Below are 25317 nucleotides of genomic sequence, written 5' to 3'. Positions count from 1 at the left end.
GCTGATAAGCACCACAGTAGATGCGGAGTCGGGCCCATGAGAGCGAGGGTTACGGGGATGATCCTTACCGGCAGCGTCCCTCTGGCAGTCAGGTCATTACTGCCAGCCGCCTATCTACGCAGAGTGGCCGGGACGCAGAACTAGCGTTTCCACCCGCGTACAAAACAAGGGAGACTCTCATGTTGCTTTGGATAGCCATCATTATCGCGGTTCTCTGGCTTCTCGGCCTGCTCGGCAACATCGGCGGCGGCTTAATTCACCTGCTTTTGGTTATAGCGGTGGTGGTCCTGATCTTCCACTTCGTCCGCGGCAGGTCCTCCCGGGTGTAGTGCAAGACTTATCACCCGGCGTGATTGACCTCCGCGGGTAACAGGAAGCCGGGCGCAGTTCTCGCCCGGCTTCCCTGGTTCCCGATCAATTTTCCCGATCACTGCGTGGGGTAGCCCCGCGGCAGCATGATTACTGCGTGCCGGCGCTTCGTTCGTCCTCGAGGTCTTTAGGTGCTGCGAGATCCATCTCGAGCAGCGGCACCACTTTGGACTTGGTCATGAAGCGGTGAGCCAGCCATAGGGCAATGAAGACCGGCAGCCCGATATAGGAGGAAAGCACCTCCATCACCCTCCCGGCAAGGACAGCCTCGTAGTTCTGTCCCGCGATCACAAGGACCAGCAGGGCGAAGGCCAGCAGCGGGCCAATGGGGAAAAGGGAGGCTTTGTACGGCAGGTCGCTGAGCTTGTTCCCCTGGGCCAGGAATCCCCGCCTGAAACGGTAGTGGGAGACCGCGATCCCCGCCCAGACGATGAAGCCGCACAGGCCTGACATGTTCAGCAGCCAGGAGTAAGCCGCGCCCTGACCGACGATCGCGGAGAGGAACCCGAAGAGTCCCACGGCCGCGGTCGCCAGCAGCGCCGGGATCGGCACGCCACGTGCGTTGGTCCGGCCGAAGATCTTTGGCGCCATGCCGTCGTGTGCCATGGCGTAAAGCATCCGGGTGGAGGCATAGAGTCCGGAGTTGCCCGCGGACAGGATGGCGGTCAGGATCACGGCGTTCATCAAGGCGGCCGCGAAGGCTATGCCGGCGCGCGAGAAGACCAGGGTGAAGGGCGATGCTGCAACATCGGCCTCGCCGGAGGCCAGCAGGCTCGGATCGGTGAAAGGGATCAGGCAGCCGACGATAAAGATGGCACCAATGTAGAAAAGCATGATTCGCCAGAAGACAGTGCGGATAGCTTTCGGCACTTCGCGGCGCGGGTTTTTGGCTTCCCCTGCGGCCACGCCCACCAGCTCGGTGCCCTGGAAGGAGAACCCGGCAATCATGAAGACCGAGATGATCGAGACCCATCCCCCGTGGAACACTTCATCGCGGTTTTCCCAGTTACTCAGTCCCGGGGAGTTGCCCCCGAGGATGCCGGAGATCATCAGCACTCCGGCGATCAGGAAGAGCACCACTGCGGTGACCTTGATGAGGGAGAGCCAGAACTCCGCCTCTCCGAAGGACTTCGCCGAGAGGGCGTTGAGCCCCGCCAACATCAGCAGAAAGATTCCGGCCCAGACCCAGCCGGGGACCCCCGGGAACCAGAAGTCCATGATGATTCCGGCTGCGACCAGCTCGGCGGCCACCGTAATGGCCCAGTTGAACCAATAGTTCCAGCCGATCGCGAACCCGAAGGACGGGGAGACAAAACGGGTGGCAAAGAACTGGAAGGAACCGGCGACCGGGATTTTGGCCGACATTTCGCCCAGTGACTGCATCAACAGGAATACCATCAGCCCGACCAGCGCGTAGGCGGTCAACGCACCACCGGGGCCTGCCTGGGAAATGGTGCCGCCCGAGGCCACGAACAGCCCGGTACCGATCGCACCGCCTATGGCGATCATCTGTAGGTGGCGGCTGCTCAGCCCGCGTTTGAGTTCGTTGGCGGTTTCGTCGGGGGCGCGGCCTGCCCTTGTCGCTGGGGCGTATCCGGCTTGTGCCACTTCATCGTCTTTGATTTCTGTGGACGTTGTTTGCGTGAGGGAGCTGAGTCCCATGATGCCTCCGGGAAGGTAGCTGCGGTGGATGTGCTTTCCGGCGGGCCCGGCCGGGAAGGACGGTGATCAAGCTAACACAAAGAGAGAACGAGCCCGCTGGCGAAGCGAATGTTGCCCGCCGAATGGTCTAAGTCTTGTTCTCAGGCCGCAGAAGCCCCGGCCTGAGAACAAGAGTTACTTAGGCTCCGCCAAAAAACGCATCAAGAATGCTTACCCATTGCTACGTTCTTCCGGACCCCTCAACGGAAGGAAGACATGTCTGTCATCGCAAACCCCGAAGTGTCGACCACCCGGGCAGAAGACCTCAAGGCGCTCCCGGCATGGCAGGCTCTCAAGGCAGCCGTCATTGGACTGCAACAGGTTCAAGCGCAGGACGGTTCCGTTCCGGAGCCCGCTAACCACGACCTAGCCCGCCAGAATCTCAGCATCATTACCGGCTCAATCGAGGACCTGCGTCCGCATCTTCCCCACGACTCGGAATACCTCGAACTGCTCGTGCAGGACTTCCAGCGGTGGGAGTCCGCGGGCTTCGCCGTACCTGATTTCCTCGACTCATTGGTGGCCTTCCACCCTGAGCAGTGGCGCATCGATGGGCTGCCGCACCTGGTGGTGTTCCCGATGTACACGCAGAACGGCAGCGCCAACCGATACTTTGAGGGCGTCCTCATCGAGGTTATTTGGCCATCCTTCGTCGCTGACCTGGAGGCAGGAAACTACTCCAACAAGCTGTTCGTCCCCATCAGCTTCGCGGATTTCACGCCCGGCTATGACACGAACTCCGCAGTGCTCTTCCCCGAGAGCGTAGCCGTCCGGAGCACCCCCTCGTTCACCTGGGGAGGCATCTTCGCAGACCGCGAAGCTGCCCGTTTCCGGCGCGTCCTGAAAGCTGCTGCCGACATTACTTCGCTGGACCTGCCGGATGACGCCGCGGAATTGCTCGAGGACCAACACCTCACGGAGAAGACCTTCGTGATGTGGGATCTGATCCACGACCGGACCCACATGCGCGGTGACCTGCCCTTTGATCCGTTCATGATCAAGCAGCGGATGCCGTACTTCCTGTACTCCCTCGAGGAGCTCCGCTGTGACCTGACCGCCTTCCGCGAATCAGTAATCATCGAGCGGGACGAAACGGCTTCCGATGACGCCCGCAAGCACGCCAAGCTGGTCCAGTACGCAGTGATCTTCGATCGCATTTTCCGCTTCGCGATCACCGGGAACAGGGTCCGCAACTACGACGCCGTGGGCGGCCAATTGCTGTTCGCCTGGATGCACCAGCACCGGGTCCTGCACTGGACCGATGGAATGCTGAGCATCGACTGGAAGGACGTCGCCGGCGTCGTCGTCGAACTGGGCGTACGCATCGAGGAACTCTACTGGCGTTCGATTGACCGGCCGAAGCCGGCACACTGGCTGGCCGCCTATGAGCTCGTCTCGGAAACCCTCACGCCCAACCCGTCCTCCGTTTGGGCCAAGGGGCCGGACGCCCTTCCGCTCGACGGCCCTCCCCGGGGACTGACCGACCAGGTCCTCGATGACGAATTTCCCCTGTCAATGTTCTATGAGGCACTGGAGAAGAAGATGCGCGCGGTCATTGAGTCAACTGCCGGGATCACCGGTACGAGCCCCGTGAAGTCCGAGGGTGAGGCACGCGCATGAGCCAGGATCTGTCGGGTCGCACAGTCGTCGTCGCCGGTTCCACAAGCGCTGCCGGCGTCGCGGCGGTCCGCACCCTCTCGCAGGCAGGGGCACGCGTAGCCGCCGTGGACATTCTTGAGGACCGGGTGCAGGAGCTCTCGGGCGCCTACGAGAACGTCACAGGTTATGTCTGCAACCTCGCAGATCTGCAAGCCGTCGAAGGCTTGGCGAAGTCTGTTCGGCAGGATCTGGGTCCCGTGGATGGCCTCATCCATCTTGTGGGAGGGTGGCGCGGTGGCGCAGGCATTAAAGGCCAGACGGACGAAGACTGGGACTTCCTGCACACCAGCGTCCTCACCACCCTGAGGAACACCAGCCGGGCGTTTTACGATGACCTGGCTGCCTCCCCTGCGGGTCGCCTGGCCATCGTTTCAGCACAGTCAGCTTCCTCGCCGACAGCGGATGGTGCCGCCTATGCTGCCGTTAAGTCTGCCGCCGAGGCATGGACCCTGGCTGTGGCCGACGGATTCCGGCAACTGCGGGGAGAAAAAGACAGCCCCGCCTCCGCTCAGCACTCAGCCGCCGTGGTCTTCGTGGTCAAGGCACTGGTCGATGACCGGATGCGCGCAGCCCAGCCGGAACGCAAATTTCCGGGATTCACCGATGTCAGCGTCCTTGCCGACGCCGTAGCGCGGATCTTCGACCTGGAGGCAGAACAGATCAACGGGCAGCGCTTGCCACTCACCACCGGTCACCTTGTGGGTGCACAGACATAAGCAACGTCGATTCCACAGCAGGCGGCCCGCACGTACTGGCGGGCCGCCTGCACGACCCGAACCGGCCAACGCTGCAGCACATCTTGGGCTTCCTTTGCGCGCATTCACCACCGACGTCGGCGTTGACGTCCTGTCCTTCGGCGGCACCAAGACGGGCCGCTGTTCGGCGAGGCCGTTGTCTTGCCGGGGCGGCTGGACCGCTTGGATCCGGTCAACTTACTGACGGGTAAGGCTTATGTTCGCCGGACGCAGGGACTAACATTTTCGATGGTGGCCCGAGGCAACGATCTCGGGCGGGGAATCTTCGAAGGATCGGATTTATGGCAAAGGCGGTGTCATTCTCCGTGACGGCCATGCCCAAAAGCGGCGCACAGGGCAGCTTCCGCGACACCGTCATGAGCCTGCGGATTAGTGACCTCCAGGATTGCATTCTGTCCGTGTTTCACATCAGCGACTCATATGCCCTGTTCAGCGGCGAAGCCCTTCCTGCCCCGCACACGACCAGCAATGGCGCACTCCGGGCATATCTGCTGCACAGGCTCGCCGGAGGTGACGCCGGCTTAGACTTCGAGGTAAAGATCGCCCGCGTTTCAGAACCCGCCCGCTCCGGTTCGTGATCGAAACCACCGGCCGTTGCCTCGAAAGTTTGGGGCGCCTAGGCCGGAGCTGCGACCCAGTGAAAGTCAGCTGGCTGATCATGCCGACGCACAAAAGGGTGCACCGACGGGGTGCACCCTTTCGCTTGCGTTCGGGTCAGTCCTTCTTGAAGGCGTCCTTGACTTTCTCGCCGGCCTGCTTCAAATCGCCCTTGGCCTGATCGGCCTGGCCTTCGGTGCGCAGGCTTTCATCGCCGGATGCGGCGCCTGCTGCTTCCTTGCCCTTGCCGCCGGCCTTCTCAGCAGCGTTCTCGATCTTGTCGCCTAGTCCCATGGTGTTTCCTCCTCTGGTTGGCGGCCGTTCGATTCGGCCATAGGAACAACATAAGCATGCTTAGCATTCTGTTTCAAACTTTGGAGCGTACTGGTGACAGGAAATATGGAACCAGACGTTGCCTGCACCATCGCTGAAGGGCGCGGCCAGCGATAGGTGCCACGCGCTCTGAACCTTGTAGCTGTGTGGGTTTGTTGCCGGGTCCGGTGAGCTGGGGGATGCGCCGGACCCGGCAGTGCTGAAAGAGAGACCGGCGCTTATTTCCGGCTCCTTTAGGACGCTGTCAGTATTTGCCCGCCACCTCGGGAAAATGTTGGGCAACCTTGGGGCTGAGCTCGGCACCGCACTCCCCCAGAGTCCGTTCGCAAGGAACCACAGCATTCCTTCATGTGGAGGAAACCGGTGCGCGTTCAGACACCTTCTTCAGCGCCCGGGCGATTGTTTTCAGCTGAGCACGCACTGACGAACTCGCCGGATTTCGACGTCGTAGTCTGGGAACGGCACCAACTCGCTCCAGGCGCCTATCCCTAGCCGGGTGATTGCCGGCTACTGCCGGCCCCATTTGGTCGAGAACTCGACGAAGCGGGACTATTGCCTCAGGGTCGTGTCTAGAAAATTGCTTCCCATATCTCGCCTATGACAGGGATAGCTGTAGTGACAATAAAGTAAATGAGTGCGGCCACCATAACCGCCGCGACCGGGATCATCACGATCCAAAGCAGGACGCTGGATGGATGTCGCTCTGGGTTTTCAACCATGGCTATTCCCTCAACTTTCCGTCTTGGGCTACTCCGGGTCAGTAGTCGATGTAGCACCCATGGTGCTGGGCGAATCTGGGAATTTCGTGGAGATAACCCCTGTAAACACCCGTTGTTTAGGTCGGGCCCGACAGGAAGGAGCGGCACCAAGGTGGCTTTGGCCTTTCCGAGTGGCTCCAAGTTTGAGCCATCGGCCAATTCGGATCCCTGCACGCCATCGGCAACACCCCCTCAGCCCATCCCTTCAGGCACCCGCAACCATTCGGAATCCCAGATGCCGGGGCTGCGGGCGGCCCCGGTCCCTGTTCAGGCTGACGAAAGGCCCGCTATCGGCGTTCGGACTTGAGCTGGGGAGTGCATTCAAAAGGGGCTGTTCCTCGCATGCTGCAGACTGGCAAGGGGGGCCTTGCCTGCCGCCTCCACCCGCTCCACCTGTCAAGGGTTGTTTGGCATGCGTGGGCAAGCGGACCATGTTCCCATGAACGCACACAACTTCGGACCCGCCGACGCCGGCCCGTTGGTCCGTTTCGGTGACGCCATGACTGCCCGGACGATACTCGCAGCAGGAGCAACGTCAGGAGGCTTCGCCGTGGTCGAACATTTGCTCGCACCGAAGGAGCTCGCAGCACCGCTCCATATGCACAGCCGCGAAGACGAGTTCACCGTGGTCATGAAGGGTCGTATTGGGTTCCTCCTGGGCGAGGAAGTCTTTCACGCAGGCCCAGGCCAACTCGTCCGAAAGCCCAGGGGCCAGTGGCATACCTTCTGGAACGCCGGTGACGAACCGGCCCAGGTTCTGGAGGTAATTTCACCTGCTGGTTTCGAAGAATACTTCCAAGAGATTGGACCGTTCTTCCCCGACGACGCTGCACCGGATCTCGAAGGCATGGCAGCAGCCAACGCAAAGTACGGGCTGCGCATGGACTTCGAATCCCTGCCCAAGCTCATCAATCGCTTCGGTTTGATCCGGCCCTTGGAAATGGACGGCGAAGCACCCACGTAGAAAGGGGCTTGGCCGTCCAGACCGCCGACGCACGCCTGAATCGGCAGCGACGCAGAAACCACCTGCCCCCCCTTGCTTGGAGCGAGTGGCCATGCCTAAAGGTGGGGAAAGTTTCACCTACTTTCACCCGGCGGTACCGTGCAGAACCCGTTCAAGCCCACAGCGGGAGCCACACCGCCAACACTGGTCGGTCGCGCAGGGGCACCGGGGCTTTTGACCATCATCACTGGGTTCAGGGGTATCGGCAAGACGGTGATGTTGAGCGCAGCCAAAGGGGATCGCCCGGGCACACGGGGGGCTGTCATCTCCCGAAGGGCCACGCCCGGATTCCTAGCCGGAATCGGCGATGACATGTTTGGCCTCCCCGATGAGCTCGGCGAAGGACCTCCCGCCGGCAAAATCACAGCCTTCTCTGCAGCCGGGTTCGGGTTGACAACTGGGCATCCGTGGAGACAACCACCAACCTCCAGCGCGCCGCAGCCGGACTGGGCCTGGACGGCGCCAACTTTGTTGACTTCCGCCCGGCCGAATTCGTCAACGACCGCGACTGGAGCCCGACCTCCTAGGCCCCGACCGGGCCGGGTGAACTTGGCCAGCCAGCAGCTGACAAGCGATTCCCCCGCTGGCTGCTGGCGCCCTGCACTAGCGGTGAGCCTACCCGGGAGGCTCCCCGGTAGTGTGCAGAGCACTGTTGCACGACTACGCTTATGCGATCTCGAGCTATTCGCGACTTCTGAACAAACGCTGCATGCGGGTGGGCTGAAGATTTTTGCCAACACGGTTCCGTTTGTCAGCGGGAGTTATCAGGTACGAGACTGTAGCTCGCTGGCGGGAGATCGTCGGCTTGGGCCTTCACCTCAAGCTGGCGGCTGGGTGTTCTTACGTTCGCCGTGACTCGAGCGCCGCGAACGCTGAAAGCGCATATTTCATCAAGCTGAGGACGCCGGGACCGGCTTTGCCGGAGGCCTGCCTTGTTACCCCGAAGTGGCCTGCGGGTCCTGTTGCCCATGTGCGCGCGGTCGGTGCCGATGCCCTGAACACAAAGGCCTTGGACGCCAGCTAGTTTTGGGCTGTCCGAGTATTGAAGATTCGGTCGCTGATGTCGTTACGGAGAATGTGGAATTGCCCACCATTGTCGTTGACTGTGCCGCCCAGCACATAGAGGCCCCTCCCAGCATCTGGACCTCCGGCGGCCCGGTCAAGAGCGTCGATGAGGTGACGGCCGAGATGCCCCTTGGGCCCGAGCGCCTGAATCTCATCAGTTCCGCTGCTGTTAGTCGGGCTAACACTGCGTTGATTTCCGCTATGACGCACTCCCCCCAGTTGTGCAGGCCCGCGTTGGCCTGGGTTTCATGCTAAGGCACGGTAAAGCTAACGCACCTGCAGTTGGAGTCGGTCCCGGCAAAGTGGACCCGGCCGTTGGCGTCGACACTGGGGACAATGCAGACATCAATGAAGGTCACAGGCTCGTACTCCAGAGCAAACTGGTTCGTTTTCACCAGCCGAGTGGGCCCTATCTGCTTTATTTAGCATTTCATCTCCACCATCTTCGGCTTGTGAAAGAACCTGGTTGACCACTGCAATGAGAGACTCCAAGGAAAGAGACAACGGGACAGGGTGCGCAAGTAGTTGCTCGACCATTCTTGGCGCGAAACGGAACCGCTCCAATCCGGCAACCACAGCAGCCAGTTCATAGCCTTCATCGCACTCCACCGGCTGCATGCTGATCGGCGTGCCAGCAGCCGCAAAGTCTCCTTGGAGAAGTGATAGGTCAACAAGGCGGATTACGATGAGTTCTTGCTCTAGGAGGGCAGCGTGAACCTCGGCAGATACTGGATAGCCCACTGGTCCCATAAAGCCTGCTATGGGGTCCTGAATCATCTGAGTCAGAGTGTAAATGAGAGGGGTCGTCATGGACTGTAATTCTTGTAGTCTGGTTGACAAATTTCGTGGCTGCGTTCGACGAGTGTCGAATGCGAGGAGAAGATCATGTTCCCCTAATTCGTGTACTGCATACCCTGAGCACCCTTCCCGAGCCTCTAACAAAAACTCACCAATGCTATTCCACTCGGGCTGATGCATACTGATATGGACGGCAATGCGAGTGATTTCACCTGGTTCCTCTACAATGCTTTCGGTTTGAAGAATCACGGTTATCTCCCTTCAACCCTCGGCTGTTATTAGACGGAATCACGCAGCAGCCAGCTGGAGGTATGCAAGTGTTGGACACCCTGGAGCGAGCAGCCACTGGGGATTGTCGTGCCCGAACCGACTGTCCATCCCGCTGGTCGATGCTGGCGGGTTCATCCAGCGGAGAGTTACTCGATCATCCCCGATATACCTGAGGAGAATCTGAGGCCTTCCATGGAAATTGCCTTAGAAGTTCCACGTCCGGGAGGACGAGACATATAGGCCGATGCGGAATGGTCAGGGTGCTGCAGCGACCAGGCACGAGAGCGCCTCGGCCATGTGCCTTTGATTGCAACCGCTGTCGGGACAAACAGGTTGACGGAACGCCGGTTATCGACGTTCAGAGTACGCGTCGTGAGACGAGGGAATCGCGCATCTATTAATAGCCTTGGCTCGGTCCCGAAGCGAATGCGCGGTAGCACAGGGCTAGCCGAGATTGGTCCTTCGGCTTCCCAGCAGCTGCTGTGACGTAGCCATTCGAGGAACCGGGGCCCCGGCAATTTGCGGTAAGCGGCCGCCCTCGATGTGGTCAGTTACGGCGCCGCTGCTGCGCAGCGCGCTGTTATCAGCAGGCAGTCGGTTCTCCGGAGGGCAGTGACGTACCGGCTATGAGCCAAGCGCTTCCGTTCCAATGCATGGCGTAGCGGATTTTCCAGCTTGAGCACGTTTGGCCGTTTCTGCCGTGCGCAGCATCCTGGCTGGTTTGTAGGTTTACATCTGCGGAAAGGGTATCGCCGCTTCCGGTGACGTCAACGATTTCGGCCTTTCGCCAGTACGAGGATCCGAGGTCGGCACTCCACGCAACTGAGTCACCGAAACTTGCTTGAAGTTCGGGGGTGAATTGCTTGAATGCAGCGGGGTAGGCCCCTTGGTTGATGCCCTGGCCATGAAGTAAGAGGCTCTGTCCGATGTTGCGCGCTTGATCGTGGCTGGCCAAGACCGTCAGCGGGAAGAATCCTGACCCTGGTGCCGGGGCGTTGCCGCATTCTTTGAGCCTTACCGGCACCGATCGTGCCTCCCATTCCTGAACGGCCACAGCAGCTCGCGGTGCAGTCACCGCGTAGGCGATCCCTTCGGCCCGGACATCTTGGTCGAATTCGATAGTGACAACAACACCTGAAACCTCACCATCTTGGGTAATTAGCGGTCCACCGCTGTTCCCGTGGTTGATAGCGGCGTCAGTTTGAATCAGGTTACTGAGGATTCGATTTCCAATTTTCTGTTCCGCGTTCAAAGCACTCACTGTCCCTCGCGTCAAGGTGAATGGCCGCCCTAAGGGAAATCCTAGGGCCGCGACATCCGTCCCTATTGGCGGTGCAGTCGTTCTGAACTGAAACTGATGGCCTTGAACAGGAGTCTCGGTTCTCACAAGCGCTAAATCAGCTAGTTCATTCACGCCGAGAGTCGTGGCATTGACGGAGGTTCGACCAAACGAAATGCTTATGGCGGAAGCGTCCCGTACCATGTGTGCGGCGGTAACGACCAGATCAGGACCAACGAGAAATCCCGTGCCCGTGAAACTGTTCTCACATGTTGTGACGCTGAACTGCCCCACGCCCGATTGCACCTGGGTAACCACCTCGGGCCAGCTCTTGGGAACAGCTTCCGTGCTTGCAGTCGGGCTCTGGGCGGGGCTCTCACTGGGGGTAGTGCTCTGGCTTGGAACGGGCGTAGGCGCCGGCGCTGGTGTAGACAGACTGGGCGATGAATCAGGTGGGGGCGGGGGGTCAGGCAGATTTGTGCAGCCCGTGGTCGACATACAAAGGCTCATAACTGCCGCAATCGCACAACGCCCGATAGGACTCCGCTTAGTGCTCATCAATTGCCTCCCGGTCCTGAAGGAACGGGGCACCCTTGTCAGTCGTGATTGTGGGTCACGCCTGCCTGCTGCCCCGCAAGGTTATTCTTAAGTTGTGAAAGCGGCACGAAGTGCTGTTTCTAGCAAGGAGCTAAATTGCGGGACCTTTCCATTGTTCGAATCGGCTGCCACTTATCCTGACTCAAGTACCCCAGCGATGACAGCGTAACACCGGGAAAACCAGGTTCTGCGTTCCGGAGCTTGAATTTTGTAGGTGTCTGTTGCCGTGAGGTGATTTTGTCCTGACATCACTAATGGGTTTTCCGGAGCAAAATCGCCGTCTCGGTCGCACAGCGCGGCAACATTGGAGAGGCAGCGACCAGCGTAGCCATCGAGTAAGTTCTATTGTCTGCGAGGGGCACGGCGTTTCGCCGGGCTTCAATAGAGGAGAGGACCCGGCATTTGCCGGCGCCCGTCGAAATGGTGCCTATTTTTGGGGGATTCCAATGGCTAATTCAGCACGCGAACCTGGCACGTCTGCCTCATGGACCGGCGCGGATGCCCGGCGCGGCTTTGCAGATCCGAGCCAGCACTCGTCGGCTGGCGCCGATACCAGGGAACGCATCCTGAGCACCGCATACGAGCTTTTCTCCCGGCGGAGTATCCGGGATGTCGGCGTCAACGAACTGATCGAGTCATCCGAAGTTGCCAAGTCGACGTTCTACCGGCACTTCCCCTCAAAGGACGATCTTGTCCTGGCAGTTCTGGCCCTTCGGGACCAAATCTGGTTCAGCGAAATCGTTGTCGAAGCTCAGCGCCGCAGTGCTACCCCGGAAGAGGAGTTGCTTGTCATCTTCGACGTTTTCGCCGACCGGCTCGGGGACGGCGGCTATAAAACCAACATGCTGATCAAGGTCCTCATGGAAATGGGCCCCGACCATCCGCTGGGCCAGGCGAGCGTCACATATCTGGCCAGGATCCGCGGGCACGTCCAGGCCGTGGCCGAGGACGCCGGCCTGGAGCACTCTGAGCTGTTCGCCCGGGCATGGCACCTCCTGTTGAAGGGCTCCATCATTTCGGCCATGGAAGGGGACCAGCAGGCGGCCAGCCTGGCCAAGGACATGGCGGGGATCATCATCGCGCGCCACCGCCGCAGCTTGCCCTGACAGGCCCGCAGTCCCGACTTACCTGTGCATGCGGGCTAGGATGAGCCTCATGAGTTCCGATGATGAGAAGGAACCTCCTGTACCCGGAGATCTCGTCGGTGCCCCGAAGCGCATCCACCGCGAACAGGGTTCCCAAAAATGACTTACTTCAAGGCGGGCCTAAAACTCATCCAGACGGGAGTGAGGGTATGGTCAAGGCATCAAGTGAGGCAGCTGCGGCGGTTATCCGTCGGAACAATGTCACCCTCTCTGGCCGGGCTGATGGGCAGGTAGTGATGTTTGCCCACGGTTTTGGCTGTGATCAGGGTATGTGGCGGAAGCTGGTGCCCTATTTCGTTGATGATTACCGGTTGGTGCTGTTTGATCATGTGGGTGCCGGACACTCCGACATCAGCGCCTATGACTGGGAGAAGTACAGGTCCCTAGATGGGTACGCGGCCGACATGTTGGAGATTTGCGCCGCCCTTGAACTCGAGGACGTCATCCTCGTGGGCCACAGTGTCAGCACCATGTTCGCGGTGATCGCCGCCGTGCAGGACCCCAACCGTTTCTCCCATCTGGTCCTGCTTGCTCCTTCACCCCGGCATACGGATGACCCGTACGACGGCTACGTGGGCGGGTTTTCACGGGAAGACATCGAGGCCCTGCTGGCATCTCTGGACAGCGACTATTTTGCCTGGGCCGCGGCCTTGGCGCCCGTGGTTATGGGCAACCTGCAGGAGCCGGACTTAGCGGAGGACCTGCGCGTCAGCTTTTGCCGGACAGATCCGTCAATCGCACGGCACTTCGCTGGGGTAACTTTCTTTTCTGACACCCGCCCTGAACTGAAAAAGATGCGCACCAGCTGCCTCATTCTGCAGTGCTCCGACGATCGGCTTGCCCCGCCGGAAGTGGGCACCTACCTGCACAAGAATCTGGAACACAGCACCCTGGTGCAGCTTCAGGCCACCGGCCACTGCCCCCACGTCAGCGCGCCGGAGGAAACGGCCCGGGCGATTCTGCACTACCTCGGTACCCGCTCCTGACGGGCGCCACGGGCCCAGCACGTTCAACTTGCAGCCTTCTTCCCACCTGGCCACCCAGTGTGTACGCCACGCCGAGCTGCCTCGCCTGGCCACCCCTATGGCATGCACTAAATCTCCCTACGGGATACTGTGCCGGTTTAGTTAACGGAATCTCGATTATCGGCGTTCCAAAAACTGCCAGGCGAGAGGCCCCCGCGGGTCGGGAATTCCCTTTGAGGATTCGCCGCGGGAGCCTGCTTGGGTGTCGTCCTGCTGTTTCCAGCGCATGCTGCAGCAGGCGGCGGTTCCGGGTTTGCGCGTTCCGGAGCCTGGCGAGGGCTATCCCTCGCTGGAGTGCCGGTTATAGATTACGCGGCAGTCGTTGCCACCTCCATACTTCTGGCAGTAGTAAAGCGCCCACTGGCCGGCGTAGGTTGCCGAAGTGTTGGCATTAGAACCCCAAGCTCCGTACGGCTTTGAAACCGCGACTGCGAGGTACGCGTTATGGGCGTAACCGGTGGAGATACAGTTGTATTTGCCCTCCGATTGATTGCGGTTGCATTGGTCCAGTGCGATGTTGCGTGCTTCCTCACCCGAAGATGCAAAGGCCTGCCACCCCGCGAAGTTGCCGGGGTAGAAAGCGAAGGAGACGTAGCGGTCTGCGGCGGCGGCCTTAGCCTGCACAGTGGACTGAGCGGGCGTTGCCAGGGGCGAAGCCGCGGCCGTCAGACCGCTGCCGGAGAACAGAAAGGCCATGAGGAGGATTACGATGGCGAGTGGACGACGGCGTCCGGGACTTGTTTTCATGGTGAATCCTTTACCCCTGCACTTGGTGGCGGGGGTCTTCATGAAGGTGTGGCTGGGTGAAGTGAGCCAGGTCTGGTGACCCGGGAACGGCCAGTGTCAGGCGAGCCTTCCCTTCGGGACCGATAACTTTTTCGAGCACATTCAATGGCTGGACCGGATTGCGGGCCGACTGGGCATGAAGGTCGCTGCGTCTGGTCTGCCGCTTCGGCGTCTCTTCCGGCGGCATTTTCCCCAAGGTCCAGCGACCTGCTGCGTCATTTGCCACCCACAACAGGGCGCGTTCTTTTCCGAAACCACCTTTTAGATGTGAATCCGGAGGAGAATAAGACGCCGCTATTGTTTGCCTTTTCTCAAAACCAAGGGCAACCACGCCCTGGTACAGGTTCACAGAACGATGTTTGTGACGCGGCACCAGCCCCGCCAATGTCATTATAGGGAATTGGATTTCCCTATAATCTCGGTGTGGGCTTTCCATGAATACGTCCGTTGCGGCACAGGATGGAAAGCGCGCTGAACCCGCGGATACTTGGGGTTCTGCTGCGTATCATGGACCTGCCGACCATAGAAATCAAGACCTATTTAATGCGTTTACGGGAAGTCAATGTTTGTTGGTAGGTGGTAACCTGCTTTTTCCAATCAATTCCAGCCAAGGGCCGCGGAGTACGCTGCCGAGCGGACATCAGGGTGTCTCTCTCACAGCACCGCAACCGGCGTCAGCAACCGAACGGGGATAGGGGATATCACGTTAACTTCCGCGTCTCGATCGCGGAAAACAGTCTATCGGGCCCCGTTGCTTACATGAGACCAAGGCCCCTCCCCGGTTTGAGCCGCGGCCGCCAGCCTGGCACGTTCCGGCGGTAGTTGAGGTATTGCTCTCCGTAGGTGCTGGTAAGGGTTGATTCCCCGTAGCCCTTCACGAACGCGGCGACGGCAATGAAGACGATCACGGCGTAGAGCGCGAGCGGCCAGCTGCCGAACAGGAGGGTCTGGCCCAGGATGATGGTGAGCACCGCCAGGTACTGGGGTTGCGTACGAACCGGTAGGGCCCTGCCTCGACCAGCGTCTCGGTGGGAGCTACCGGGGCCGGGGTTCCGGGGTGCGTGGCGAACAGCGCAAAGGCGTGCAGGAGGAAGCCGCGCCTGCAATGATCGCAGTCCAGCCGTTCTCGAGGGCCAGGCCCTGGAGATCGTGCTGGACGATGCCGGCGGTTAGGCCTACTTTCTGCAGGCCTACGGGCGCACCCCCTTGGGAGACAGCGTCCGAGAAGGTGATCACGGTCGGTGATGCCCGGCTTGCCGTAGAGCCCGGAACAGCCGACCTGGACCACGGGTTCGTCGCACGCTGGCAACGGGCCACACTTGCCGAGCGGCACTGTCTGCGCGCGATGAGCCAGGACGATGAAGGCCCCTCGGCTACGGCAGACCTGAGCGGGGGCGCCTCGGGAAGGACCACAGCTCCCTCACCAGCCAGCGCCCCCGCCTCATCGAAAAGGGGATCATTTTCGCCCCCGAAGATGGGCTCGTACAGTACACCGTCCCTGGAACGGACGCCTTCATTGCCCGCAAAAGACTAATTCGGCATTACCATAAGCAGCGCCCCGCAATCACCCGACCCCGCCAGTATGCGGGGCCCGACATCGTCGAGATCGCGGCAACAGCCACTCGTAGTTAGACCCTCCGCCGCGAGTGCGGAGGACAAGGAAAACGCGGGCCCAGGGTAAGCGATTGGCCGGGATCGGCCCGGTGCAGACCCGGCAGGTGGGGATAAAATCGCTCATAGGCCGGGATGGAAACGCAATCGGTCCGGCCTCTGATCCTCACCCCGCCCCTGATGGCGATTACCTGACCCATCCGGTGGCAATCTGGCAGCACCGCTGGCGTTTCTGTCCGACCGCTCCTTGCAGTGGACTTTCCGTGCCCTTTGGTGTGCCCACAACTGCATCTTTCCAAGTGAGCCGTGCCGGCCGCGCCCTTCCGGAAGAGGGGCTCCGATCTCATCCATGCGGACGGTATGTGCAGCAGGGGGTTGCGCCCAATTAGGAGCCAGCACGCGGGTGGTGCGGTTGTCCTTCGGGTGAGCGTCCGGTCCCGAGGACCGAAGTCAAAGTCGACGGTTCCGCACACCTTCGGTGCGGCCTGGCTTTGCCGCGCCCAAAAGCCAATGCCTGGCGGGCAGCAGCCACCACCTGTGAGAAGAAAACCCATGAATAACGCCCCCCGGCGCACCCGCGCCACTCTGACCGCGGGAGCAGTCTCCGCGGCCGTCCTTTCCACCCTGTTCAGCGGCCCAGCCGCGCAACCAGCCACACCATCGCAAATCCAGGCACCGATCCAAGTCCAGGCGCCGCTAAGGGCAGCGGCAGCCGGCGTCTATGTCGTCAGACGAGGTGACACCCTCAGCGGAATCGCCGCCCGCCACGGCGTCAGCTTGAGGACCATCCTCGCCATCAACCGAATGAACATGCGCACTATCATCTATCCGGGCCAGAGGATCCGGATCCGGATCGGCACCGCGGCTCGATCCGCAATTCACATTGTGAGGCGCGGAGAAACCCTCAGCGGAATCGCGGCGAGGTATGGGATCAGCCTCAGGACAATCCTTGCGGTCAACCGGATGAACATTCGCACCGTCATTTACCCGGGTCAGCGGATCATCATCAGCCGGTCGGGTCGGGGATGGGCCCCGGCAACGAACCCGAGTGTTGCGCAGCTGAAGTCCATGGTTGCAAACACGGCCCGCCGGATGGGTGTCAGGCCGTCCCTGGCCTTGGCCATCGCCCTGCAGGAGTCCAGCTTCCGGCAGAACGTCACCTCCTGGGCAGGTGCAATTGGCACCATGCAGATCATGCCGAGCTCGGGTGTCTGGGCGTCCCAGCTCGTCGGCCGGCCCCTGAACCTGCGCAACGCCCAGGACAATATCACCGCCGGGGTGGCCATCATCCGGGTTTTGATTTGGACCAGCCCGAACCTGCGAATCGCGATCGCTTCCTATTACCAGGGACAGCGGTCCGTCATGACCCGCGGCATGTACAGGGACACCCGTGCCTACGTCGCCTCGGTACTGAATCACGAGAGGAGATTCCGCTGACCCGATAATCGAATGACCCAGACACCGGCGCCGTACGTCCTGGTGAAGCCCGGGCTACCCCCGCCCGGCAGATCACGTTTGGCCGCAGTTCTACCGGCCCTTCGACGGCGGCGGTGATCTGGCTGGGGGTACCCTCGCTCGCTCTCCGACTGTCCCGCGACAAGACGCTTTACCGCAGCTCTCGTAAATCTCAGGTGTTGCCGGCCTTTCCGCATAGCGCTGCGCCAGCTTGTCCCTTGGGCCGACCCGGCGCCGCCCGTTCAGGGTGACGGAACATCGATTATCGGCGTTGCAGAATGGCGAGGGGAGTGCCCTGCCCCGCTAAGGGCCACGTAAAATCTGGGTCAGGAGATTGGCTTCCCTCGTAGTGTCTGAACAAGGAATGACGGTTCATCTCTGATGGGGGCCGCAGCCCAGCGATGATTGCCGTCGACGAGCACAGTTCTGCCCTCACCTAGCTCGACAGCGAGTGGTCCTTGAGTGCCCCAGGATGAGGCTTCGTCATCAAAGTTCGCTTTGGCTGCGCCAGGTAGAACTCCAAGACATCCTTCCTCAAGATCCCCTGATGGCTCGCATCAATGCTTGACAGCCGAACGTCTTCTGGGGCATCAAGGGCAAGCCGCCCGCGCTGCCCCATGCCCGGTGGAAAGCTGAAGACGCCGCAAACTGTTTCTTGCTCACCGGCTCCAGCCGCTTGTACCCCTCTCTTGCAGCGCGTAAAGAAAGAGGCGGCCAATGCGGCAGGCCCGCCGGTTTTGAAGTCAACCCATATTTTCAGCCGCTTTCATTCTGGAATGTTGGGGCGATCGCGCGACAGGCAACTGACGCGGTGCATTTGGTTCTGGTCCGCTTTGATTGTGCCCGTGCTGCCGGGGCGGTCGACGGCGCTGCCGGCCAGCGTCGGCACCGGAGGATTGACTGCCTCCGCCAGTTTCACCGCACTCCGCTGGGAGCGGCCTTAGCCTTCGCACTCAATGCAGTATGAATGGCCGTTGCTCTCGCGCACGAGTTGGGACCGGTGCCGGGCCAGGAAGCAGGAATAGCAGGTGAATTCATCCGCGGCCTCTGGAATGACCTGGACGATGAGTTCCTCGGAGACGATCTCTCCACCGGGGGTCAGTCCTTCATCGAATGCATCGGCTTCGTCCAGTTCCTTGACGACACTGCGGGCGTCCGGAGCGTTCGCAGACTGCAACGCCTCCAGCGACCGGTCCTGGGATTCCTTGACGTCGGAACGGACTTCGTCGTAATCGGTTGCCACTTGGGTGATTCTCATTTCTGATGTTTTCGTTGATGTTCTTTTCTGACGAGACTGCAACGCCTACCAATGCGTCGTTGTTCCCGTATCCAGGACCGTGAGGCCGTGCCGGCCCAGACAGGCAGCGCCGGTGGAACCTCCGCCTCGTGTCCAAAGCAGGACACCGCGCCGGGCGCCCATAGGTCATCCGGTCAGGTTCAAGTCCCGCATCGGATCATGACTCGCCGAATAGTATTGAGTCGAATGATGCGCGTCTGCGGCCAGCACGGCGTCGACCTGGGCCGTCTGGTGCGCCCGAAAGGCCTTATCGGCGTTGGCGTTCGTGCTGGCGAGGGACGGTATGTCGAGGCCGGCATTGCATCCTCTGCAGCGAATCTCATCGGTGCCCACCCAGCTGTATGCCGGGTGCAGTTTACGCACCTGCTGCATTGCTGCGGTGACAGCTTCGGTCTGGGCTGCAAAGTGCACTTCGTCCTCATGACTGAGGATGAGCCCGATGTCGATGGTCATGGTGCCTCTAACTTCGTCCCGATGGTCCATTGACAGTAATGGGTGCAGCGCCGCCGAGGAACGCCCCGAGGGTCACGGTTGCCTAACCCTTTCTGGGCTCCTCGGAGGAGCGGCGTCCGCAGGAAGCTAGCTATGAAGCAAATGGTCAGCGCCGAGGATTCGGCGGACGTTCGCGGACGCGTCCTCCTGATCGGTGATGAATGACGCGTGGGTGTCCCCGTCGTTGACGCGATGCAGGCTGATGGGACAGGGAGGGATGGGCTTCCTGCGAAGCACCACCCGAGCAGACTCCCCCGTGCCAACTGTCAGGACGACCAGCGGCCTACCGTGAAATTCGTCAGGGCCGCAGCCTGCGTAGAGGCCGCAGAATGAATGTCCTGCACGTACATAAGTGCGTGGAGGTTGGAGGCGACCGGCGCGCCATCCTGTATGACGTTCGCGGTGTCGCACCACCCGACGCCTGCCGGCCGTATCTCTGGCTCAGGCCTGCCCCACCTTCATGTCGCTCATTGGTCCGGCGGCACCCCGGCAATTCGTCGGATGCCTTCGTCTGAGGTTGCGCCTTTAGTGGCAGCCGCAGGAGTTCCGGACGCGCAGGTGCGTGGGAAAGGTCCGGTGCTCCGGTTTTTCCCCGCGTCGGGCTCCGATAAGTGCTCGTACGGCCGCTTCGGCCATGGCCTGTGCGGGCTGTTCTACCGTGGTCAGCGACGGCCAGCTGTATTCAGCCTCCGCGGAGCCGTCGTATGCGGCCAGGGCTATGTCCTCGGGCACCGATACGCCGGCTTCGTGAAGCGCCCGGAGAATGCCAATGGCCTGCATGTCCGAGCTAGCGAAAATCGCGGTCGGCCTGTTTGCGGCGGCCAGCAGGCGTTGGCCTGCGGTGTAGCCGCCGTCGCGCGTGAAAAAGCTGCGGACGATGGGGCCTTCGGGCAGCCCGGCCTCGGTAAGGGCCTGCAGCCAGCCCTGTTCACGTCCGTCGGAAAAGTTGCCGGCGTTGATGCCCATTGCCAGGGCGATGTTCGTATGCCCGTGGCTTATGAGGTGCTCCACTGCGGATTTTGCAGCTGCGACCCGGTCTACGCCCACGCTGTTGAAACCGGGTATGTCGGCATCGTGGTCCAGGAGCACGGCTGGGATTTCTGCCGCTTCAAGTTCGGTGAGGTCTGGCTCGAACAGGACGCTGGACAGAATCACGCCGTCTACCTGCCGGGCGGCGAGGTTGCGGACGTTCCTGCGTTCCTTGGTGAGATTTCCGTCGGAGTTGGTCAGCAGGAGGGCGTAGCCGAGGTTGGCTGCCGCGTCCTCCACGGCACGGGCCAGCAGGGAGAAGAAGGGGTTGCCGTTGTCCGGGACGATGAGGCCGATCGTCTCGGTTGAGCCGAGCTTAAGCGCACGGGCGGCGGCGTTGGGCCGGTAGCCCAGGAGGCGGATGGCCTCCTGCACTTTGGCTTCTGTGGCGGGGGCGACCTTTTTGGGACCTTTATTGACGACGTAGCTGACAACAGCGGTGCTCACCCCGGCGAACCTGGCGACATCCTTGCGGGTCACTTGGGTACGCGGGGCGGGCACTGCTGATGTTGTCATGAGGTCCATGCTAGCTAGAGTGAGGCCGGGGCATCGCCAAAGTCCCGGACGGGCAGGCGTTCGCCGTTGCGCCGGGCGGACTCGTGGGCCACGATGCCCGGCAGGGTGAACCGCGCCGCGGTCCATGCGTTGACCGGCGGAAGTGTACGGTTATTGACCGCCGTGACGAAGTCATCAACGAGGAAGTGGTGGCTGCCTTCGTGTCCGTTGGGCGCTCCGCTGAATTCCTCAGGAAGGCGACTGCTGTCGTGGACCGGCGCCAGGCCGGAGACAAAGGCATCGCGGAGTTCGGGTGCCACATTGGCCAGTGATGGGTCGTCCAGGGCCATGCTGGGCCTGGACTCCACCTGCTCCGAAATGTCGTGGATATTGGTCTTGTCCTGCCAGACCGTGACCTTGGCCAGCTGTTCAAAGCTGGCCTCTGTGCCAAAGAACCTGAACCGGGACTCCCGAAGGTGGGATGGGTAACCCACCCGCCGCATTTCGTTGGTACGCATCACGCCGCCGTCGTTGAGTTCAAACAGCGCCGTTGCGTTCGAAAAATCGTTCCCGAACATGCTGATGTCCTTATCGAACACGCCGTCCTGCCGGTCATCCTTCACGCCCACACAGCTGACGCTGACAGCGTGGGCGGGAATCGCGCCCAAGACTCCACCGATAGCATGCGTCGGATAGAGCATTGGCGGATAGCTGGCGGTTTCCTTCCAGCGCTCACCGCCGCTGTACTGGTAGGCGTCATAAAAGCCGAGGTCCATGTCGTGGACGTAGTCGCCCTCGGTGTAGAAAACCCTGCCGAACTTTCCGGCCGCGTGCTGCTCGCGGGCGTAGACGGTGGCTGGGTTGTAATAGCTAGTTTCCCCCATCATGTAGACGTTGCCGGTCTCCCGGACCGCTTCGATGATGCGGGCAATTTCATCCTCGGAGACCGCCATGGGAACTGCCGAGTAGACGTGCTTGCCGGCCCGGAGGGCCCGCTCCACCAGTGGGCCGTGGGTCCACCGCTGGGTGAAGATGGCCACAGCGTCGACGGCTGACTCCAGAAGCTCCTCGAAGCTGCCTACGGTACCTGACAGGCCGTAGCGTTCCACCGCTTCGGCTGCCCGCTCCGGCCGCTCGTCCACGACGAATACTTCGCTTACACCCGGGTGCAAATGGAACAGGTGCGCGAACTGGCCACCGAACTGACCGGCGCCCACCACTCCAATGGAAAACGTCATTGTTTCTCTCCTCTAACTCGATACAGCTGTTTGCCTCATCTTCGCGCAAGGGATCTACACGCGTCAACGTGTATCGCTGAAAGTACGAAAAAATAGTGCGATTAAGCAGAAAAGTCTTGCCCTTGGACTTCTACCCGTGTAGATTCGCTGCCAATTGTTAGTCACATCACACACTCAGGAAGGGTCGATGATGACCACCCTTACCAAGCACCCACCCACCGCAGCGCATAAGGCGCCGCATCGTTCAACCCGACCCCGCGGCATCACGAAACTGCGTGACCTCAGGATCGCGCTGCTGTTCATCCTTCCGGCGATGATCGGCCTCGTTGCTTTTTGTCTGGTCCCGACCATCCGCGGCGTCTACCTGAGCTTCACCGAATACAGCCTGCTGGGCGAACCCGAGTGGATCGGAATCACGAACTACACAGCGATTTTCGCGGACGAGCTGTTCTGGAACGCCATGGCGGTGACCATCCAGTACGTCGCAATCAACATCGTCTTCCAGACCGTCATCGCCCTTGGCCTGGCGCTGCTGATGCACCGGGTGGCCAAATCCACGTTCATCCGCGGAGCCCTCCTGCTGCCGTTCCTCGTCGCCAATGTCATCGTTGCCCTGTTGTGGTTCTGGATGCTCGACTACCAGCTCGGCATCGTGAACGAGATCATCAGCTGGATGGGACTTCCACGCATCGCCTTCTTCGGCAGTGAACAGTGGGCCATCCCCACCATCGCCTTCGTCAACGTCTGGCGCCACATGGGCTACACCGCCCTGCTCATCTTCGCCGGCCTCCAGGCCATCCCCCACCATGTCTACGAAGTGGCCTCCCTGGACGGCGCCTCGCCCACCAGGACTTTCTGGTCCATCACCATGCCACTCCTGCGCCCGGTCCTGGCACTGGTCCTGGTGGTCACCGTCATCGGCTCATTCCAGGTCTTCGACACCGTCGCCGTCACCACCGGCGGCGGCCCCGTCAACGCCACCCGCGTCATCCAGATGTACATCTACCAAAAAGCCTTCGGCGAATCGGACTTCGGGTACGCCTCAGCCCTGTCCGTCATTCTCTTCGTGATCCTCGCACTCGTGGCCTTCATCCAAATGAAGTTCCTCAAGGGCAACGAAACGGATCTGGACTAAGGAACCCCCGCCATGACCACCCAGACACTCACCACCCGCAAACCCCTCAACTGGCACCGAATCGGCGCGTGGGCCATCATCGCCATCGCACTGGCCGTCACCATCCTCCCGTTCCTCTGGATGCTCCGGACAGCCCTCTCCAGCAACCACTCACTGGCCTCCAACTCAACGAATCTCCTACCGGCAGACTTCTCCTGGGGTGCCTTCAAGCGCGTCTTCGGAATGCAGACCACAGACGAGGCGATCGCCGAAGGCGGCTCCGGTGCCGCCATCGACTTCTGGCTGTACCTGCGCAACTCCATACTCTTTTCCACCGTGACCACCGCAGCCCAGGTCTTTTTCAGCGCACTTGCCGCCTACGCGTTCGCGCGGCTCCGCTGGCCCGGACGGGACAAGGTCTTCTCCGTGTTCCTGGCAACCATGATGATTCCGGGGATCTTCACCGCCCTGCCCAACTTCCTGCTCATAAAGAACCTGGGTCTGCTGAATACGTTCGCCGGGCTAACACTGCCCTTCCTGTTCATGTCCGCGTTCGGCATCTTCTTCCTGCGCCAGTTCTTCCTGAGCATGTCCCGCGAAGTGGAAGAGGCAGCCATGCTCGACGGGGCCAAGCACCTGCGCATCTTCTTCCAGATCGTCCTGCCCAACGCCGCCGCACCTCTGGCAACCCTCGCTCTGCTGACGTTCATCGGCCAATGGAACGAATACTTCTGGCCACTGCTGGTCGGCAACGACGAAAACGTCCGCGTTCTCACCGTGGGCCTGAGCGTTTTCAAGTCCCAGTCCCCACAGGGTGCTCCCGACTGGTCCGGACTGATGGCGGCCACCATCGTTGCGGCGGTGCCCATCCTCATCCTGTTCCTCGCCTTCGGTAAGAAAGTGGTCAACTCCATCGGATTCTCCGGCATCAAGTAGACCGCCAAACCCCAAGCACTTCCCTGTACATACTCCGTTCCGGGCAACCCCATGCCCTCTTCGAAAGGTCAATCATGAAAAAAACCCTGGGCGCCGTCGCCGCCGCCGCAGCCATCGCCATCTCCCTCTCCGCCTGCGGGGGCGGATCCCCTTCCGCCACCGCCGGTGAGGCCAAGGGCGACATCAACTACTGGATGTGGGACGCCAACCAGCTCCCGGCCTACAAACAGTGCGCCGCCGATTTCACCAAGGCCAATCCCGACATCAAGGTCAAGATCACCCAGCGCGGCTGGGGCGACTACTGGACCACCCTGACCAACGGCTTTGTCGCCGGAAACGCCCCGGACGTCTTCGCCGACCACCTGTCCAAGTACCCGGAATTCGCCGCCAAGAAGCAGCTCCTGGCCCTCGACGACGCCGTCAACAAGGACGGGGTCAAACTGGACATCTACAACAAGGGCCTCGCTGATCTTTGGGTGGGTCAGGACGGCAAGCGCTACGGACTGCCCAAGGACTGGGACACCGTCGCCATGTTCTACAACAAGAAACTCGTCAAGGACGCCGGGTACACCGAGGAACAGCTCGGCAACCTTGACTGGAACCCGCAAGACGGCGGCAACTACGAAAAGGCCATCGCCCACCTGACCGTGGACAAGAACGGCAAGCGCGGCGACGAGGCTGGCTTCGACAAGAACAAGGTTGCCGTCTACGGGCTCGGCCTGGAAAATTCCGGCACCGGCATGGGACAGACCCAGTGGAGCTTCCTGACAGCGACCACCGGCTGGACCCACACCGACAAGAACCCGTGGGGCACCAAGTTCAATTACGACGATCCCAGGTTCCAGGAAACCATCAAGTGGTGGAAGGGGCTGGCCGACAAGGGCTACATGCCCAAGCTGGAAACCACCGTGGGCGCCAGCGTGGCAGACGCCTTCGGCGCCGGCAAGGCCGCCATCAACACCAACGGATCCTGGATGATCGGCCAGTACACCAGCTACAAGGGCATTGAAACGGGCATTGCCCCCACCCCCAAGGGGCCCAATGGCAAGCGCGCCAGCATGTTCAACGGCCTGGGCGACTCCATCTACGCCGGCACCAAATACCCTGTGGCATCGATGAAATGGGTCGAGTACCTCGCCTCCCCGGCCTGCCAGGATGTTGTCGCCTCCAAGGCTGTGGTCTTCCCTGCGATCACATCCTCTTCCGAGAAGGCCGCCGCAGCGTTCAAGGCCAAGGGCATCGACGTTACGGCGTTCACCACCCACGTCACGGACGGCACCACAGTCCTCCTCCCCATCACCGAAAACTCGGCAAAGGTCGATGGACTCATGGGACCGGCCATGGACGCTGTTCTGTCCGGCAAGAAGGACGCCAGCAGCCTGAGCGAGGCCAACGAGAAGGTCAACGCCCTCTTCAAGTAGGCAACCCGCCACACAGCTTGCGCGCCGCGGGCGCCTCTCCTTCCCCGCGGCGCGCAGCCCACCCCTTACTTCCAAGCAAAGGACAGCAT

23 protein-coding genes and 1 pseudogene are annotated in these 25317 nt (G+C 61.1%); 12 read left to right on the top strand and 12 right to left on the bottom strand.

Annotated features, from left to right (window positions below):
* The first annotated feature begins 179 nt into the window (after positions 1-179).
* Positions 180-329 (top strand): lmo0937 family membrane protein, encoded by a 150-nt coding sequence (locus ACTHQX_RS14110; RefSeq protein ID WP_104137503.1) that lies wholly within the window; start codon positions 180-182, stop codon positions 327-329.
* A gap of 130 nt (positions 330-459) precedes the next feature.
* On the opposite strand, the gene ACTHQX_RS14105 is transcribed toward ACTHQX_RS14110, so the two are convergent.
* Positions 460-2031, bottom strand: coding sequence for an amino acid permease (locus tag ACTHQX_RS14105; protein WP_440157851.1), 1572 nt, complete (start codon positions 2029-2031; stop codon positions 460-462).
* A 255-nt stretch (positions 2032-2286) separates the two neighbouring features.
* Between ACTHQX_RS14105 and ACTHQX_RS14100 the strand changes: the two genes are divergently transcribed.
* From ACTHQX_RS14100 to ACTHQX_RS14085, 4 genes and pseudogenes are all read left to right on the top strand, one after another.
* Positions 2287-3690: a DUF6421 family protein gene (locus tag ACTHQX_RS14100; RefSeq protein ID WP_440157850.1), complete on the top strand. Its 1404-nt coding sequence runs from the start codon at positions 2287-2289 to the stop codon at positions 3688-3690.
* Positions 3687-4445: an SDR family NAD(P)-dependent oxidoreductase gene (locus ACTHQX_RS14095; protein WP_236805287.1), complete on the top strand. Its 759-nt coding sequence runs from the start codon at positions 3687-3689 to the stop codon at positions 4443-4445. The genes ACTHQX_RS14100 and ACTHQX_RS14095 overlap by 4 nt, the downstream gene beginning before the upstream one ends.
* A 64-nt stretch (positions 4446-4509) precedes the next feature.
* Positions 4510-4625 (top strand): annotated as a pseudogene (locus ACTHQX_RS14090) (threonine aldolase); the annotation flags it as partial.
* Between the two features lie 140 nt (positions 4626-4765).
* Positions 4766-5062: a hypothetical protein gene (locus ACTHQX_RS14085; protein WP_236805288.1), complete on the top strand. Its 297-nt coding sequence runs from the start codon at positions 4766-4768 to the stop codon at positions 5060-5062.
* A gap of 136 nt (positions 5063-5198) precedes the next feature.
* Here the strand turns inward: ACTHQX_RS14085 and ACTHQX_RS14080 are convergent, their stop codons facing one another.
* Positions 5199-5375: a CsbD family protein gene (locus ACTHQX_RS14080; RefSeq protein ID WP_111902233.1), complete on the bottom strand. Its 177-nt coding sequence runs from the start codon at positions 5373-5375 to the stop codon at positions 5199-5201.
* Positions 5376-5983: 608 nt separating this feature from the next.
* Positions 5984-6133, bottom strand: a complete 150-nt coding sequence (locus ACTHQX_RS14075; RefSeq protein ID WP_236805289.1) for a hypothetical protein — start codon at positions 6131-6133, stop codon at positions 5984-5986.
* A gap of 478 nt (positions 6134-6611) precedes the next feature.
* On the opposite strand from ACTHQX_RS14075, the gene ACTHQX_RS14070 reads away from it, so the two are divergent.
* The gene (locus ACTHQX_RS14070; protein WP_440157849.1) at positions 6612-7136 is read left to right on the top strand and encodes a cupin domain-containing protein; all 525 of its coding nucleotides are present in this window, start codon (positions 6612-6614) and stop codon (positions 7134-7136) included.
* A gap of 1449 nt (positions 7137-8585) precedes the next feature.
* Here the strand turns inward: ACTHQX_RS14070 and ACTHQX_RS14065 are convergent.
* Both ACTHQX_RS14065 and ACTHQX_RS14060 read right to left on the bottom strand, forming a co-directional pair.
* Positions 8586-9287 (bottom strand): hypothetical protein, encoded by a 702-nt coding sequence (locus tag ACTHQX_RS14065; protein ID WP_440157847.1) that lies wholly within the window; start codon positions 9285-9287, stop codon positions 8586-8588.
* A gap of 604 nt (positions 9288-9891) precedes the next feature.
* Entirely contained in the window at positions 9892-11085 is a 1194-nt protein-coding gene (locus tag ACTHQX_RS14060) for a S1C family serine protease (protein ID WP_440157846.1), read from the bottom strand.
* A 545-nt stretch (positions 11086-11630) separates the two neighbouring features.
* Here ACTHQX_RS14060 and ACTHQX_RS14055 point away from each other — a divergent pair.
* A complete protein-coding gene (locus tag ACTHQX_RS14055) occupies positions 11631-12290 on the top strand; it encodes a TetR/AcrR family transcriptional regulator (protein ID WP_440157845.1) in 660 nt (219 codons plus the stop codon).
* A gap of 188 nt (positions 12291-12478) precedes the next feature.
* Positions 12479-13315, top strand: coding sequence for an alpha/beta fold hydrolase (locus ACTHQX_RS14050; RefSeq protein ID WP_440157844.1), 837 nt, complete (start codon positions 12479-12481; stop codon positions 13313-13315).
* Between the two features lie 318 nt (positions 13316-13633).
* Here the strand turns inward: ACTHQX_RS14050 and ACTHQX_RS14045 are convergent, their stop codons facing one another.
* From ACTHQX_RS14045 to ACTHQX_RS14035, 3 genes are all read right to left on the bottom strand, one after another.
* Positions 13634-14101, bottom strand: a complete 468-nt coding sequence (locus ACTHQX_RS14045) for a DUF4189 domain-containing protein (protein WP_440157843.1) — start codon at positions 14099-14101, stop codon at positions 13634-13636.
* A 10-nt stretch (positions 14102-14111) separates the two neighbouring features.
* The gene (locus tag ACTHQX_RS14040) at positions 14112-14489 is read right to left on the bottom strand and encodes a hypothetical protein (RefSeq protein WP_236805294.1); all 378 of its coding nucleotides are present in this window, start codon (positions 14487-14489) and stop codon (positions 14112-14114) included.
* Between the two features lie 406 nt (positions 14490-14895).
* Complete coding sequence (locus tag ACTHQX_RS14035) at positions 14896-15111, bottom strand: hypothetical protein (protein WP_440157842.1); 216 nt, start codon at positions 15109-15111, stop codon at positions 14896-14898.
* Between the two features lie 1192 nt (positions 15112-16303).
* On the opposite strand from ACTHQX_RS14035, the gene ACTHQX_RS14030 reads away from it, so the two are divergent.
* Positions 16304-17188: a lytic transglycosylase gene (locus ACTHQX_RS14030; RefSeq protein WP_440157841.1), complete on the top strand. Its 885-nt coding sequence runs from the start codon at positions 16304-16306 to the stop codon at positions 17186-17188.
* 958 nt (positions 17189-18146) lie between these two features.
* Here ACTHQX_RS14030 and ACTHQX_RS14025 read toward each other — a convergent pair.
* The 4 genes from ACTHQX_RS14025 to ACTHQX_RS14010 all read right to left on the bottom strand — a co-directional run bounded on the left by ACTHQX_RS14025 (position 18147) and on the right by ACTHQX_RS14010 (position 21757).
* Positions 18147-18449, bottom strand: a complete 303-nt coding sequence (locus tag ACTHQX_RS14025; protein WP_440157906.1) for a DUF4193 domain-containing protein — start codon at positions 18447-18449, stop codon at positions 18147-18149.
* 180 nt (positions 18450-18629) lie between these two features.
* The gene (locus ACTHQX_RS14020) at positions 18630-18956 is read right to left on the bottom strand and encodes a hypothetical protein (RefSeq protein WP_440157840.1); all 327 of its coding nucleotides are present in this window, start codon (positions 18954-18956) and stop codon (positions 18630-18632) included.
* A gap of 564 nt (positions 18957-19520) precedes the next feature.
* Complete coding sequence (locus tag ACTHQX_RS14015; RefSeq protein WP_440157839.1) at positions 19521-20540, bottom strand: LacI family DNA-binding transcriptional regulator; 1020 nt, start codon at positions 20538-20540, stop codon at positions 19521-19523.
* 14 nt (positions 20541-20554) lie between these two features.
* Positions 20555-21757 (bottom strand): Gfo/Idh/MocA family protein, encoded by a 1203-nt coding sequence (locus ACTHQX_RS14010; protein ID WP_440157838.1) that lies wholly within the window; start codon positions 21755-21757, stop codon positions 20555-20557.
* Positions 21758-21947: 190 nt separating this feature from the next.
* Between ACTHQX_RS14010 and ACTHQX_RS14005 the strand changes: the two genes are divergently transcribed.
* From ACTHQX_RS14005 to ACTHQX_RS13995, 3 genes are all read left to right on the top strand, one after another.
* Entirely contained in the window at positions 21948-22892 is a 945-nt protein-coding gene (locus ACTHQX_RS14005) for a carbohydrate ABC transporter permease (protein ID WP_440157905.1), read from the top strand.
* 12 nt (positions 22893-22904) lie between these two features.
* Positions 22905-23807 carry a carbohydrate ABC transporter permease gene (locus ACTHQX_RS14000; protein ID WP_236805301.1) on the top strand — a complete coding sequence of 301 codons (903 nt, stop codon included), beginning with the start codon at positions 22905-22907 and terminating at the stop codon, positions 23805-23807.
* Positions 23808-23881: 74 nt separating this feature from the next.
* Positions 23882-25228: an ABC transporter substrate-binding protein gene (locus ACTHQX_RS13995; RefSeq protein WP_440157837.1), complete on the top strand. Its 1347-nt coding sequence runs from the start codon at positions 23882-23884 to the stop codon at positions 25226-25228.
* The last annotated feature ends 89 nt before the right edge of the window (positions 25229-25317 follow it).

It is taken from the genome of Arthrobacter sp. SAFR-023, assembly GCF_051965295.1.
Classification (GTDB): domain Bacteria; phylum Actinomycetota; class Actinomycetes; order Actinomycetales; family Micrococcaceae; genus Arthrobacter.
This window is presented reverse-complemented; position numbering and strand designations above follow the sequence as displayed.

Excerpts from the sequence above, each read along its gene's own strand:
- ACTHQX_RS14110 (WP_104137503.1), top strand. The coding sequence starts at position 180 with ATGTTGCTTTGGATAGCCATCATTATCGCGGTTCTCTGGCTTCTCGGC.
- ACTHQX_RS14105 (WP_440157851.1), bottom strand. The coding sequence starts at position 2,031 with ATGGGACTCAGCTCCCTCACGCAAACAACGTCCACAGAAATCAAAGAC.
- ACTHQX_RS14100 (WP_440157850.1), top strand. The coding sequence starts at position 2,287 with ATGTCTGTCATCGCAAACCCCGAAGTGTCGACCACCCGGGCAGAAGAC.
- ACTHQX_RS14095 (WP_236805287.1), top strand. The coding sequence starts at position 3,687 with ATGAGCCAGGATCTGTCGGGTCGCACAGTCGTCGTCGCCGGTTCCACA.
- ACTHQX_RS14085 (WP_236805288.1), top strand. The coding sequence starts at position 4,766 with ATGGCAAAGGCGGTGTCATTCTCCGTGACGGCCATGCCCAAAAGCGGC.
- ACTHQX_RS14080 (WP_111902233.1), bottom strand. The coding sequence starts at position 5,375 with ATGGGACTAGGCGACAAGATCGAGAACGCTGCTGAGAAGGCCGGCGGC.
- ACTHQX_RS14075 (WP_236805289.1), bottom strand. The coding sequence starts at position 6,133 with ATGGTTGAAAACCCAGAGCGACATCCATCCAGCGTCCTGCTTTGGATC.
- ACTHQX_RS14070 (WP_440157849.1), top strand. The coding sequence starts at position 6,612 with ATGAACGCACACAACTTCGGACCCGCCGACGCCGGCCCGTTGGTCCGT.
- ACTHQX_RS14060 (WP_440157846.1), bottom strand. The coding sequence starts at position 11,085 with ATGTCGACCACGGGCTGCACAAATCTGCCTGACCCCCCGCCCCCACCT.
- ACTHQX_RS14055 (WP_440157845.1), top strand. The coding sequence starts at position 11,631 with ATGGCTAATTCAGCACGCGAACCTGGCACGTCTGCCTCATGGACCGGC.
- ACTHQX_RS14050 (WP_440157844.1), top strand. The coding sequence starts at position 12,479 with ATGGTCAAGGCATCAAGTGAGGCAGCTGCGGCGGTTATCCGTCGGAAC.
- ACTHQX_RS14045 (WP_440157843.1), bottom strand. The coding sequence starts at position 14,101 with ATGAAAACAAGTCCCGGACGCCGTCGTCCACTCGCCATCGTAATCCTC.
- ACTHQX_RS14030 (WP_440157841.1), top strand. The coding sequence starts at position 16,304 with ATGAATAACGCCCCCCGGCGCACCCGCGCCACTCTGACCGCGGGAGCA.
- ACTHQX_RS14020 (WP_440157840.1), bottom strand. The coding sequence starts at position 18,956 with ATGACCATCGACATCGGGCTCATCCTCAGTCATGAGGACGAAGTGCAC.
- ACTHQX_RS14015 (WP_440157839.1), bottom strand. The coding sequence starts at position 20,540 with ATGACAACATCAGCAGTGCCCGCCCCGCGTACCCAAGTGACCCGCAAG.
- ACTHQX_RS14010 (WP_440157838.1), bottom strand. The coding sequence starts at position 21,757 with ATGACGTTTTCCATTGGAGTGGTGGGCGCCGGTCAGTTCGGTGGCCAG.
- ACTHQX_RS14005 (WP_440157905.1), top strand. The coding sequence starts at position 21,948 with ATGACCACCCTTACCAAGCACCCACCCACCGCAGCGCATAAGGCGCCG.
- ACTHQX_RS14000 (WP_236805301.1), top strand. The coding sequence starts at position 22,905 with ATGACCACCCAGACACTCACCACCCGCAAACCCCTCAACTGGCACCGA.
- ACTHQX_RS13995 (WP_440157837.1), top strand. The coding sequence starts at position 23,882 with ATGAAAAAAACCCTGGGCGCCGTCGCCGCCGCCGCAGCCATCGCCATC.